14 protein-coding genes and 1 riboswitch are annotated in these 13,459 nt (G+C 48.7%); all 14 genes read left to right on the top strand.

Going from position 1 to position 13,459, the window contains the following annotated elements:
* The first annotated feature begins 1 nt into the window (after position 1).
* Positions 2-1,177, top strand: a complete 1,176-nt coding sequence (locus OXB_RS00525) for an acetyl-CoA C-acetyltransferase (RefSeq protein WP_041070835.1) — start codon at positions 2-4, stop codon at positions 1,175-1,177.
* 111 nt (positions 1,178-1,288) lie between these two features.
* A complete protein-coding gene (locus OXB_RS00520) occupies positions 1,289-3,076 on the top strand; it encodes an acyl-CoA dehydrogenase family protein (protein WP_041070832.1) in 1,788 nt (595 codons plus the stop codon).
* Between the two features lie 87 nt (positions 3,077-3,163).
* The gene (locus OXB_RS00515; protein ID WP_041070829.1) at positions 3,164-3,523 is read left to right on the top strand and encodes an arsenate reductase family protein; all 360 of its coding nucleotides are present in this window, start codon (positions 3,164-3,166) and stop codon (positions 3,521-3,523) included.
* A gap of 72 nt (positions 3,524-3,595) precedes the next feature.
* Positions 3,596-3,979: a glycine cleavage system protein GcvH gene (gene gcvH / locus OXB_RS00510; protein WP_041070826.1), complete on the top strand. Its 384-nt coding sequence runs from the start codon at positions 3,596-3,598 to the stop codon at positions 3,977-3,979.
* Between the two features lie 174 nt (positions 3,980-4,153).
* Positions 4,154-4,495: a toprim domain-containing protein gene (locus OXB_RS00505; protein ID WP_041070824.1), complete on the top strand. Its 342-nt coding sequence runs from the start codon at positions 4,154-4,156 to the stop codon at positions 4,493-4,495.
* Positions 4,496-4,510: 15 nt separating this feature from the next.
* Positions 4,511-4,810 carry a thioredoxin family protein gene (locus tag OXB_RS00500; RefSeq protein ID WP_041070821.1) on the top strand — a complete coding sequence of 100 codons (300 nt, stop codon included), beginning with the start codon at positions 4,511-4,513 and terminating at the stop codon, positions 4,808-4,810.
* Between the two features lie 50 nt (positions 4,811-4,860).
* Positions 4,861-4,968: riboswitch (SAM riboswitch) on the top strand.
* Positions 4,969-5,319: 351 nt separating this feature from the next.
* A complete protein-coding gene (locus OXB_RS00495) occupies positions 5,320-6,345 on the top strand; it encodes a methionine ABC transporter ATP-binding protein (RefSeq protein ID WP_041070817.1) in 1,026 nt (341 codons plus the stop codon).
* Positions 6,338-7,006 (top strand): methionine ABC transporter permease, encoded by a 669-nt coding sequence (locus OXB_RS00490; protein ID WP_041070814.1) that lies wholly within the window; start codon positions 6,338-6,340, stop codon positions 7,004-7,006. Before OXB_RS00495 ends, OXB_RS00490 begins: the two co-directional genes overlap by 8 nt.
* A 117-nt stretch (positions 7,007-7,123) precedes the next feature.
* Positions 7,124-8,008 (top strand): MetQ/NlpA family ABC transporter substrate-binding protein, encoded by an 885-nt coding sequence (locus tag OXB_RS00485; protein WP_041070811.1) that lies wholly within the window; start codon positions 7,124-7,126, stop codon positions 8,006-8,008.
* A gap of 210 nt (positions 8,009-8,218) precedes the next feature.
* On the top strand, positions 8,219-9,448 hold the full coding sequence (locus OXB_RS00480) for a dicarboxylate/amino acid:cation symporter (protein ID WP_173425981.1): 1,230 nt from the start codon (positions 8,219-8,221) through the stop codon (positions 9,446-9,448).
* 242 nt (positions 9,449-9,690) lie between these two features.
* Entirely contained in the window at positions 9,691-10,470 is a 780-nt protein-coding gene (gene sufC / locus OXB_RS00475) for a Fe-S cluster assembly ATPase SufC (RefSeq protein ID WP_041070808.1), read from the top strand.
* Between the two features lie 18 nt (positions 10,471-10,488).
* Positions 10,489-11,796: a Fe-S cluster assembly protein SufD gene (gene sufD / locus OXB_RS00470; protein ID WP_041070804.1), complete on the top strand. Its 1,308-nt coding sequence runs from the start codon at positions 10,489-10,491 to the stop codon at positions 11,794-11,796.
* Positions 11,796-13,025, top strand: a complete 1,230-nt coding sequence (locus tag OXB_RS00465) for a cysteine desulfurase (protein WP_041070801.1) — start codon at positions 11,796-11,798, stop codon at positions 13,023-13,025. The genes sufD and OXB_RS00465 overlap by 1 nt, the downstream gene beginning before the upstream one ends.
* Positions 13,015-13,455, top strand: coding sequence for a Fe-S cluster assembly sulfur transfer protein SufU (gene sufU / locus OXB_RS00460; RefSeq protein ID WP_041070798.1), 441 nt, complete (start codon positions 13,015-13,017; stop codon positions 13,453-13,455). Before OXB_RS00465 ends, sufU begins: the two co-directional genes overlap by 11 nt.
* The last annotated feature ends 4 nt before the right edge of the window (positions 13,456-13,459 follow it).

Genomic DNA, 13,459 nt, shown 5'->3' with positions numbered 1-13,459 from the left:
GATGCGTGAAGCAGTTATTGTAGCAGGGGCGCGGACACCGGTCGGCAAATCCGGCAAAGGATCGCTGGCGACTGTCCGCCCGGATGATTTAGGGGCGATAGCAGTAAAAGAAACATTGAGGCGGGCAGGCGGCTATGACGGACCGATCGATGACATCATCATCGGTTGTGCCATGCCTGAAGCGGAACAGGGAATGAATGTGGCGCGGCTCATCGGGGCATTGGCAGGTCTTCCCGATTCCACTCCAGCCATTACGGTGAACCGGTTCTGTTCCTCGGGATTGCAAACGATCGCCTATGCGGCAGAGCGGATCATGATCGGTTCATCGCAAGCGATCATCGCAGGCGGCGCGGAATCGATGAGTATGGTGCCGATGGTCGGGAACACGTTGCGGCCGAATGCAAAGCTGGTGGAAACGGCCCCGGAGTATTACATGGGGATGGGCCATACTGCGGAGCAAGTGGCGATGAAATATGGAGTCAGCCGGGAAGATCAGGACGCATTCGCCGTCCGTTCCCACGAAAGGGCGGCTGCTGCGATTGCCGCCGGAAAATTCGACGACGGCATCGTGCCGGTCGAAGTGACCCGGCATTCATTCACGGATGATGGCAAGCTGAAAGAAGATACATTCATGTTCTCGATGGATGAAGGGGTCCGTCCTGGCACCAATATGGAAACGTTGGCCAAACTGCGCCCGGTCTTTTCCGTAACGGGCTCGGTCACTGCGGGGAACTCCTCGCAAACTTCGGATGGCGCAGGTTCCGTCTTGGTGATGGACCGGGAAGTGGCAGAAGCGCAAGGCTTGAAACCGATCGCCAAATTCCGCTCGTTTGCAGTGGGAGGCGTCCCACCGGAAGTGATGGGGATCGGCCCGATTGTGGCAGTGCCGAAAGCGCTCGAAATCGCAGGACTTCAACAGGAAGACATCGACCTTTGGGAACTGAACGAAGCGTTCGCATCCCAATCCTTGCAAGTCATCCGGCATCTCGGTCTGGATATGGATAAAGTCAACGTCAACGGCGGGGCAATCGCCCTAGGCCATCCACTCGGCGCATCCGGCTCCATCCTGACCGTCCGCCTACTGGATGAATTGAAGCGACAAGGCAAACAATTCGGCGTCGTCACAATGTGCATCGGCGGCGGCATGGGTGCAGCAGGCGTCTTTGAAATGCTATAAAACTTTGTAAAGCTTTATTGTTTCAATGATTACTAGGTGGAGCGGAAAGCGTCCGCCTGCAGCGGAATCAGGTGCTCAGTTAAATTTGAAATATATAAGGAGGAAACGGAGATGACTAAAATGCAAACAAATGATTTGATCAAAGGTGGCGCCTTTTTAATTGAGGATATGGAAGCGGAGCGTGTCTTCACTCCGGAAGATTTCACAGATGAACAAAAAATGATCGCAAAGACAACGGAAGACTATGTGAAAAACGAAGTGCTTCCCGTTGTGGAGAAGTTGGAGAACCATGAGTTTGAACATTCGGTCCGGCTACTCCGTTCGGCTGGGGACCTTGGATTGCTCGGGGCGGACGTACCGGAGGAATATGAAGGGCTTGGACTCGATAAGATCTCCTCCGCGCTCATCGCGGAAAAGATGTCCGTTGCGGGCGGCTTCTCCATCACGCACGGAGCCCACGTCGGAATCGGGACATTGCCGATCGTCCTGTTCGGAAATGAAGAACAGAAGAAAAAATACTTGCCGAACTCGGTGTCGGGAGAGAAAATCTCCGCCTATGCCTTGACGGAACCAGGCTCCGGTTCGGACGCATTAGGTGCCAAGACAACCGCGAAATTGAATGAAGCGGGAACGCATTATATTTTAAACGGGGAGAAACAATGGATTACGAATGCCGGGTTTGCGGACGTATTCGTCGTTTACGCAAAAATCGATGGGGATAAGTTCTCTGCGTTCATCGTGGAACGGGAATTCCCGGGCGTTTCCGTTGGGGCGGAAGAAAAGAAAATGGGAATCAAATCATCCTCCACTCGGACGCTCATTTTGGAAGATGCCGAAGTTCCAGTGGAAAACCTGCTTGGTGAAATAGGCAAAGGCCATGTCATCGCGTTCAACATCTTGAACATCGGACGCTATAAATTGGGCGTCGGCACGGTCGGCGGCTCGAAACGTGCATTGGAGCTTGCCATCACCTATGCGAACCAACGGAAGCAATTCAACACGCCGATCTCAGCCTTTAATCTGACGAAAGAGAAACTGGCGACCATGGCATCGAAGCTTTACGCAACGGAAAGCTTGATTTACCGCACGGTCGGGTATTTCGAAGAACGCAATAGTCAAATGACGCCGGAACAGCAGAAAGACGGCAAAGCGGTGGCCGCTTCCATCGCGGAATATGCTATCGAATGCTCCATCAATAAAGTGGTCGGATCCGAAGTGCTCGATTATATCGTCGACGAAGCGGTCCAGCTGCATGGCGGCTACGGTTTCATGCAGGAGTATGAAGTGGAACGCATTTACCGCGACTCCCGCATCAATCGGATTTTCGAAGGGACGAATGAAATCAACCGCATGATCGTCCCGGGCACTTTCTTGAAAAAGGCGATGAAAGGTGAATTGCCTTTATTGCAAAAAGCACAAGGCTTGCAAGAAGAACTTCTCATGATGATGCCGGAGGAGATCGGGGAAGAGGCATTGGCCCAAGAGAAAGTGCTTGTGAAAAACGCCAAGAAAATCGGCTTGTTGGCAGCGGGGATGGCGGCACAGCGTTTTGGAACGAAACTCGATGCGGAGCAGGAACTGCTCGTGAACATTGCAGATATCGCCAACAACCTATTCGCCATGGAATCCGCACTGCTCCGCGCAGAAAAAGCGGTTGCGAAGAACGGGGAAGAGAAGGAGAAGCAAAAAATCCTCTACACGCAAATCTTCTGCCAGGAAGCATTTGAAGCGATCGAAAAAGACGCAAGAGAAACATTATTGGCATCCGTGGAAGGGGATAACCAGCGCATGATGCTATCCGCCCTGCGGAAATTGACCCGCTCGAACCCTTACAACATCATTGCGAAAAAACGGGAAGCGGCGGAAAAGCTGATCGAAGCGGAAAAATATATCGTGTAAGCCCCCCTGAATTCAATGCTCGGGACCTATCCGTTTTTAGGTCCCGGGTTCTTTTTGGTATACTGGAAAAAACGGAGGTGCTAAGTCATGGGGCTTACATATTATGGTTATCCGAAATGTGGGACATGCCGAAAGGCGAAAAAGTGGCTGGAAGAGAAGGGAATTCAGTTCAATGAAGTGAACATTGCTGAAAATCCGCCAACGGAAGGAGATTTGCGCAATATCATCTCGCTGTCCGGGTTGGAATTGAAAAAATTCTTCAACACGAGCGGGATGAAATACCGGGAGTTGAACTTGAAAGAGAAGTTGCCGACGATGACTGAGGACGAGAAGATCAGCTTGCTGGCATCCGATGGCATGTTGATCAAGCGACCGATCGTCGCGAGTGCTGAAAAAGCTACGGTGGGATTCAAAGAAGAGCAGTTTCAGGACGTTTGGGGAAGCTAATATCATTTCTTGTCTTTATACGAGGAGTATGTCAAAATTAAATGGAATGAATCTATTGTGGAGGGGTTAGAGATGAGCACACCGAAGGATTTGCGTTATTCTGAAGAACATGAGTGGGTAAAAGATGAAGGCGGTAAATACCGTATCGGAATTACACACTTCGCGCAATCTGAACTAGGCGATATCGTCTTCGTTGAGCTTCCATCCGTGGGAGACGAAGTGAAAGCGGACGAGCCGTTCGGCAGTGTGGAATCCGTAAAGACGGTTTCCGAACTTTACGCGCCGATCAGCGGGAAAGTGGTGGAAGTGAACGAAGAATTGGAAGATAGCCCTGAATTGGTGAATGAATCGCCATATGAAGGCGCATGGATGATCGTCGTGGAAGCTTCTGACCCATCCCAGGTGGATGCGCTGATGACTGCGGAAGCGTACGAAGAAATGACTGTTGGTGAATAATTGGTAGATGACGCCGCCCCCGTGTCGGCGTCTTTGACTTTATTTTCAGTTAAAACATGAAAGAACGGATCTTTCCCTTCCGTAAGTGGATAAGCTGGTGCCAATACGCCGAAACTAACTTGATTGAAAGCATCCGTTGAAATAGTGCGAATCCGGCAGGGGGGAACGTGTGCTATGGAAGAGATGAAAATCATCATCGTCGAGGGCGGGTCGGATCGGAAGCGCCTTTTGAAAGTCTTGGCAGAGCCTGTCCAGATCATCTGTACAAACGGTACGGTCAGCACGTATCGACTGGATGAATTAGTGGAACCTTATGAAGAATACGAGGTCTTTGTATTTATGGACGCTGACGATTCGGGCGAAAAAATCCGAGCGTTATTCAAACGGGAATATCCTGAATTCATCCATTTATATACCGATAAAATATATAAAGAAGTCGAAAAAACCCCTTATAAGATATTAGCCACGATTTTACTTGGGGCAGATTTTAAAATCCGCCCGGAATTTTTATTTTGAAGGAATGAGGAACAATTGGAAAGTTGGACCCGCGAACAATGGGAACTGCATATGGAGAAGTCCAAAAAGGCAGTCTTTTATTTATATACGCCGATGTGCGGTACGTGCGCTGTTGCCAGCAAGATGATGGAAGTGGTCGCGGCCATGAAGCCGGATTTACCAATAGGTAAAGCAGATTTGAATTACGTACAGTCACTGGCTCTGGACTATGAAATCGAAAGTGTTCCCTGTCTTTTGATTCAGAAGGATGGCCGGCTGGAACAGAAAATCTATGCTTTCCATTCAGTTCCATATCTTCTTGAAAAAATCAGTTGACAGTCGGAGTATTCATATGTTAAATTTTGATTTATCATTTGAATAGTTTACTCTTATTATGAGTGGTGGAGGGATAGTGCCCTAGGAAACCCGGCAACCGTCACGAAAGTGAAATGGTGCCAAATCACGCAAAGCGAATGCGCTTTGAGAGATGAGAGATCGGATGGACATTCATTCCTAAATGAAAACGTCAAGCCTTTCTGCCGTCTGCGGAAAGGTTTTTTTTACTTAGGAAATTATAAAATTCGGGCATGTGGATAACCTTCAAAATTAGGTTTGTTTACGTCCAGCTCCGGGCGCTAGAGGCTCGGGGTCATAAGCCAAAGCTGCTCGTAGCGTGCCTTAATTTCTGCAAAGTACGCAGAAATACGGCAAATCGAACCCTTCGCTGTTCGATTGGCAAAAAGCGCCACGCCGCATCTTCGTCTTATGCCTGTCGCCTCTGAGCAAGCGCCCTGCGCTTTTGTTCTTTGTACAACGGATGTCATAGATTCTGTAGAGGTGAAAAGATGATTCGGTTATCAGATGTCAATAAAGAGTTTGGCACCGGTTCAACCCGCATTCGAGCGGTGGATTCCGTGTCTCTTGAAATTGCGGATGGAGAAATTTTCGGCATCATCGGCTATAGTGGAGCGGGGAAAAGTACATTGATCCGTCTGCTGAATGGCTTGGAGATGCCGACTAGTGGAACGGTCTCCATTGGCGGCCGGGAAATGTCGGAAATCCAAGGCAAAGAATTGAGAGAGGCGCGGCAAAAGGTAAGTATGATTTTCCAACATTTCAACTTGCTCTGGTCTCGGACGGTTAAAGAGAATATAGAATTTCCGCTTGAAATTGCGGGGGTCCGAAAAGGGGACCGCGAACGGAAAGTGAAGGAACTGATTGACTTGGTCGGATTGACGGGTCGGGAAAATGCCTATCCTTCCGAATTATCAGGCGGTCAAAAACAGCGTGTCGGGATTGCCCGTGCGCTTGCCAATGATCCAGAGGTGCTCCTATGTGATGAAGCGACATCCGCTTTGGATCCGGAAACGACAGATTCCATTTTGGATCTGCTGACGAGCATTAATGAGCGGTTGGGGCTGACGATTGTCCTCATTACGCATGAAATGCACGTCATTCGGAAAATTTGCCATCGGGTCGCTGTCATGGAGTCAGGGAAAGTTGTTGAAATGGGGAATGTCTTGGACATATTCCAGTCGCCGCAAGCTGAAATCACCAAGCGTTTCGTTTCCCAACTGACGGAGCCGGCAGATGCAAAACAAGCTTTACGTCATATGAAGGAAGAGATTCCAGCCGGTGAACTGATTAAGCTGGTCTTTGTCGGAGAACGGACGGAACAGCCGGTCCTCGCCAGCCTTATCCGGAAGTACCCGATTGAAGTCAATATTGTGCAAGGGAATATTTCCACGACGCGGGGCGGAGCTTATGGGACACTGATCCTCCAGTTTGTTGGGGATAAGAAGCCGATTGCCGAGGCGATTCACTATCTTCATGAGCAAGGTGTTCAGACGGAGGTGATCGGCAATGATTGAAGAATGGTTTCCGAATGTGAAATGGGACAAAATGTGGGAAGCGACTATGGAAACTTTGTATATGTCTGCGATTTCAACGTTTTTTACATTTGTTTTCGGGATTGCGCTCGGCGTGCTGCTGTTTTTATCGAGTCCCGGGCAGCTATGGAAAAATAGGTTTGTCAACGTCGTGACGGGTGCATTCGTCAATATATTCCGCTCGATTCCCTTCATCATCTTGATCATATTGCTCATCCCGTTCACCACTTTACTCGTCGGCACGATGCGTGGGCCGAATGCCGCATTGCCGGCATTGATCATCGGGGCCGCTCCGTTTTATGGCAGGATGGTGTTGATCGCCTTGCAGGAAATCGATAAAGGCGTCATTGAAGCTGCCAAGTCGATGGGCGCAAAAACAAGGACGATCATCTTTAAAGTGCTGCTGCCGGAATCCATGCCGGCATTGGTCTCAGGTATTACGGTGACCGCCATCGCACTTGTCGGATATACCGCCATGGCGGGAATCATCGGGGCGGGAGGGCTTGGAAACCTCGCCTATCTGGATGGTTTCCAACGCGGCCGGAATGATGTTACGCTAATAGCGACCATTTTAATACTGATCATCGTCTTCATTATCCAAATCATCGGAGACATGATTGTCAAGCAACTGGACAAACGGTAATACGTCTGGGAACAACAGGCAACCTTGTTACAGCTTGTAGACAGTCGGATTAAGTGTCGGCGGTTTGTAACAGGTCCCCTGTTCACCATAAATTCTAAACAAAGGAGAATGAAGTAGATGAAGAAGTTAGTAGCAGGAATCTTATTTGCGATGCTCGTCCTAGCCCTTGCCGCTTGCGGAACGAAAGATGAGGGAACGAGTGGCCAAGATACAACGGATCCTGGAGAGACGACAAACGTTGAAGAAAAGGCCGGGGATAGCACAGAAGAAGCGACTAAACTTGTCGTAGGTGCTTCCAATACACCACATGCAATTATTCTGGAAGAGGCTAAACCGCTATTAGAGGAAAAAGGCATTGAGTTGGAAATTGAAACTTACCAAGATTACGTATTGCCGAACAAAGATTTAGAGGCAAAAACTTTGGATGCGAACTATTTTCAACATATCCCATACTTGGAAGGTCAAATTGCAGACTTTGGTTATGACTTCGTCAATGCAGGCGCCATCCATATCGAACCGATCGGCGTTTATTCAAAAAAATATAAAAGCCTTGAAGAATTGCCGGACGGCGCAACTATCTTGATCAGTAACTCCGTCGCTGACCACGGTCGTGTGCTTGCTATGCTGGAAGAGAAAGGTCTTATCAAATTGAAGGACGACGTGGAGAAAGTGAAAGCGGAATTGGATGATATCGTGGAGAACCCAAAAAATCTTCAATTCGATCCGAATTATGAACCGGCTCTTATGCCGCAACTGTATAAAAATGACGAAGGCGATGCATTGCTCATCAATTCGAACTATGCCATTGACGCAGGCTTGAATCCATTGGAAGATGCCATCGCACTTGAAGAAACGGATTCCCCTTATGTCAACATCATCACTGTCCGTGCAGGTGATGAAAATAACGAAGCAATCAAAACGTTGGTAGATGTATTGAAATCGAAAGAGATTCAAGATTTCATCCTTGAAGAGTGGAACAGTTCAGTCGTTCCGGTTGAATAATAAATTTCTTGGCTGTCTCGATCCGGTAACCCGGTGTCGAGGCAGTCTTTTTGTATCGGCTACCCCCCTTCACTAGACAGGTCCCGCGTAGCTTTTTGATAACATAAATTGAAAAGTACAAATATTTTTCATTCTATTCCCAAGCCCATTAAGTTATGTTAAGGTAATTTTGCTTATAAAATAATACAACTGTTCATTTGAGGAGGACATATGGTGAAGTGGAAAATTGGTCTGATCGGAAGGATTCTGATTGCGATCGGGTTGGCCGTAGGATTGGGACTCCTCCTGCCGACAATACATGAAGGGCTCGCAACGAATTTCACACGCCTGTTTGCAACATTCAATATGATATTCGGCGGTTTTCTCAATTTTGTCGTGCCCTTGATCATCATCGGATTCATCGCACCGGGGATCGCGAAGCTTGGAAAAGGATCCGGAAAGCTGCTTGGCCTCGCCACTGTGTTTGCTTATCTATCCACCATTTTCGCGGGGATCCTTGCTTTCTTCGCGGCGACGTTCATCTTGCCGAGCGTTATCCATAGTACAGGTGCTTCTGTCGTGGAAGAGGCAGGGAAGGCTGCCGCGACTGCGTTCTTTGAACTGGAAATGGCTCCGATCATGGGAGTCATGTCCGCTCTTATTCTAGCCTTCTTGTTTGGCATCGGGATGGCATCCATCAATAGCGTCTCTTTGCTGGCGGTGTTTGAAGAGCTGAATGTCTTGATTGAAAAAGTGATTTCGTACGTCATCATCCCATTGCTGCCTGTGCATATTTTCGGCATCTTTTTGAATATGACGTATAGCGGGGAAGTCGCGAAAGTGTTATCCGTTTTTGCGTTCGTTTTCGCCATGATCATCATGCTCCATTTGGTCATGCTGACGATCCAATACACGGTTGCGGGTTCACTTTCCAAGCGCAATCCGTTCTTTTTAATGAAAACGATGGTGCCGGCCTATTTGACGGCAATCGGTACCCAATCATCCGCTGCCACGATACCTGTCACATTGCGGCAAGCCCGTAAAACAGGCGCGTCGGAACGTGTCACGGACTTCACGATCCCATTATTCGCAACGATCCATTTATCGGGAAGCACAATCACCTTGGTCTCCTGTTCGATCGGTGTCATGCTGATGAATAATATGCCCGTGACATTCAATGCGTACTTGCCATTCATTCTCATGCTGGGCGTCACGATGATTGCAGCACCGGGCGTCCCGGGAGGAGCCGTCGTGGCTGCCACTGGGCTGCTTGCATCGATGCTCCATTTCGACCCGACGATGATCGCTCTCATGATTGCACTCTATATGGCGCAAGATAGTTTCGGGACCGCGACCAACGTGACCGGGGACGGGGCTTTGGCTATTATTGTCGATAAATTCAGCCCGGCAGTCGATGGTTCTGTCGAAGAACCGAAAGTCATGGAAAGCCCGATAAGATAGTTACACCGTGCCGACGCTGGATCCGTCGGCATTTTTTACTGAGTTTGATTCTCAATAAGGCTAGTATAAATGAAAATAAAATAATAGGATCATCTCCCCATTACGTATGGCTTGAATTAAAGATGCCGTAAAAATAATGGAATTCTCAATGATTTGCATGAGAAGGATTTATACGGTAAGATTAGAATGATACTAATTTGGAATGAGTATTCGTTCAACTTGATCATATTGGAGGTATTGGAATGGCAACTTTAGAAATCAAAGATCTTCATGTCGAAATTGAAGGCAAGGAAATCTTGAAAGGCGTCAACTTGACGATCAATACAAATGAGATCCATGCAATAATGGGTCCGAACGGTACAGGGAAATCCACTTTAGCCCAAGCAATTATGGGACACCCGAAATACGAAGTGACTTCCGGAACGGTGACACTTGACGGCGAAGACGTATTGGAGATGGAAGTGGACGAGCGTGCCAATGCGGGTCTTTTCCTTGCAATGCAATACCCAAGTGAAATCACGGGAGTGACGAATGCCGATTTCCTTCGTTCTGCCATCAACGCAAAACGCGAAGAGGGCGACGAGATTTCACTTATGAAATTCATCCGTGAATTGGATAACAAAATGGAACTCCTTGAAATGGATGAAGATATGGCAACACGTTATCTGAACGAAGGCTTCTCGGGCGGAGAGAAGAAACGGAACGAAATCCTTCAGCTGATGATGTTGAAACCGAAATTCGCCATTCTTGACGAAATCGACTCCGGTTTGGATATCGATGCTTTGAAGATCGTTTCCAAAGGCATCAACGAAATGCGCGGCGAAGGATTCGGCTGCTTGATGATCACCCACTATCAACGTCTCCTGAACTATATTACACCGGATCATGTTCACGTCATGATGCAAGGGAAAGTCGTAAAATCCGGCGGTGCCGAATTGGCGCAGAAACTGGAAGCGCAAGGATACGATTGGATCAAAGAAGAACTAGGCATCGAAGACGAGACAGTCGGGCAAGAAGCATAAAGGAGGAGACGAGATAAAATGACGGTTGAAACAAAGTTGGCATTGACCGAACAGGATGTCCGCTCCTATTCCGCGAAGATGAATGAAGCAGATTGGATGGCGGATTTCCGCGCAGACGCATTGGCGAAGGTGGAACAGCTTCCATTGCCGAAGCCAGACAAAACGAAAATCGATAAATGGAATTTCACCGAATTCCCGGTTCATGCATCCGAAGATACGGTTTATCATACACTTGCTGATCTACCGGAAGAAGCAAAGGCTTTGATCGATGAAGAACAGCAGAAAAATATCTATATCCAGCATAATAATACGCCTGCATATGTTTCCTTAAGCGAAGACCTGCAAGAGAAAGGCGTCATCCTGACGGATATTTTCACAGCTTCCCGCGAACACGGCGAGCTTGTGAAAAAATATTATATGACAGACGGCGTAAAAGTCGATGAACATAAATTGACTGCCCTTCACGCGGCATTGGTCAACGGAGGCGTGTTTGTCTACGTTCCGAAAAATGTCGTCATCGAAGAGCCGTTGCAAGTGCTTTTCCTGCATGACAAGGAAGACGTGTCCTTGTTTAACCACGTTCTTGTCGTGGCGGAGGCAAACAGTTCAGTAACATACGTCGAGAACTATTTGTCGACTGTCGAAGAGGGCAAAGGAATCGTTAATATCGTTTCCGAAGTATTCGCTGGCGACAACGCCAAAGTTGTTTACGGAGCTGTAGACGTTTTGGCAAAAGGCTTGACAACTTACGTCAATCGCCGCGGAGTAACAGGCCGTACGAGCCGCATCGAGTGGGCGCTCGGACTGATGAACGATGGCAACACAATTTCGGAAAACATCACACATCTCATCGGCGATGGATCTTCCAGTGATATGAAGACAGTAGTCGTAGGCCGTGGTGAACAGAAGCAAAACTTCACTTCGGAAATCGTTCACTGGGGATTGGATACGGATGCTTTCATTCTAAAGCACGGCGTCATGAAAGATGCCTCCTCTTCCATCTTCAACGGAATTGGTAGGATCGCAAAAGGCGCGACAAGATCGAATGCAGTCCAGGAATCCCGTGTCCTGATGCTAAGTGAGAAAGCGCGTGGGGATGCGAACCCGATTCTTTTGATCGATGAAGACGATGTGACAGCAGGCCACGCGGCATCTGTCGGACGTGTCGATCCGTTGCAATTGTTCTATTTGATGAGCCGTGGTATTTCACAGAAAGAAGCAGAACGCCTCGTAATTCATGGATTCTTGGCGCCGGTCGTCAGCAAATTGCCGATCGAGAGTGTCAAGAAGCAATTGACGGAGGTCATCGAAAGGAAAGTGCGCTAATGCTCAGTAAAGAGATCCGCAACCATTTCCCTATACTCGATCAGGAAATCAACGGGCACAAACTCGTTTACTTGGACAGTGCCGCCACATCACAGAAGCCGTTGCAAGTGATCGAGGCGATTAGCAAATATTATAAATTCGATAATTCCAACGTGCACCGCGGTGTGCATTCACTCGGGAACCGTGCGACAGAAGGGTATGAAGGGGCTCGTGAGAAAGTCCGTAAGTTCATCAACGCCAAGTCGACGGAAGAGATCATTTTTATGCGTGGTACAACAACAGGCCTAAATACGGTTGCGCAAAGCTACGGAAGGGCGAATGTAGGAGAAGGCGATGAGATTGTCATCACTTACATGGAGCACCATTCCAACATCATCCCTTGGCAGCAATTGGCGAAGGAAAAAGGCGCTGTGTTGAAATATATCGACCTTGAGGAAGATGGAACATTATCTTTGGATAAAGTCCGGGAAGCCGTGACGGACCGGACAAAAATCGTCTCCGTCATGTACGTGTCGAACGTTCTCGGAACGATGAACCCGATCAAGGAAATTACGGAGATTGCGCATGCCCATGGCGCCGTCATGGTCGTTGACGGTGCCCAGGCGGCGCCCCATCTGAAGCTTGACGTCCAGAAACTGGACTGCGACTTCCTGGCTTTCTCGGGACATAAGATGTGTGGGCCGACCGGGATCGGTGTCCTCTACGGAAAGAAAGAGCTGCTTGAAAAAATGGAACCGATTGAGTTCGGCGGCGAAATGATCGACTTCGTCGGTCTCTACGACTCGACGTGGAAAGAGTTGCCTTGGAAGTTTGAAGGCGGTACTCCGATCATTGCAGGCGCCATCGGGCTGGGAGCGGCGATTGATTACCTTGAGGAGATCGGCTTGGAGAACATTGAACGGCATGAACACGAACTGGCGGAATATGCGATGGAGCGTATGTCTGAAATAGCAGGCATCACCATCTACGGGCCGCAAGATCCGAAAAAGCGTGCCGGCATCGTCACGTTCAATCTTGAAGAGGTTCATCCCCATGACGTGGCAACAGTGCTCGATATGAACGGCATCGCCGTCCGGGCGGGCCATCATTGTGCGCAGCCATTGATGAAGTGGCTGGATGTATCGGCCACGGCACGTGCAAGTTTTTATATCTACAACACAGTGGAAGACGTGGATTTCCTCGTGGACGGACTTAAAGCTGCAAAGGAGTATTTCAGCGATGTCTACTAATAAGTTAGATCAACTGTATCGGTCCGTCATCATGGACCATTACAAAAACCCAAGGAATAAGGGAGTTCTCGACAGCAGCAACGTCACGGTCGATATGAACAACCCGACTTGCGGCGATGTCATTCATTTGACCCTTCAAGTGGAAGACGACGTCGTGCAAGATGCGAAATTCGAAGGCGAAGGCTGCTCCATCTCCATGGCATCCGCGTCCATGATGACGCAGATGGTCAAAGGGAAGCATGTCGATGATGCTGTGAAAATCGCCCACGTCTTTTCGGATATGATGTTAGGCAAGGAAGTTGATGATTCCCTCGATCTAGGCGATATCGAAGCGTTGTCCGGGGTGGCTAAATTCCCGGCCCGTATCAAATGCGCGACGCTCGCCTGGAAAGCCATGGAAAAAGGTGTCGGAACCGACGCCGAACAATAAGGGA

Source organism: Bacillus sp. OxB-1, from assembly GCF_000829195.1.
Taxonomy (GTDB): domain Bacteria; phylum Bacillota; class Bacilli; order Bacillales_A; family Planococcaceae; genus Sporosarcina.
This window is presented reverse-complemented; position numbering and strand designations above follow the sequence as displayed.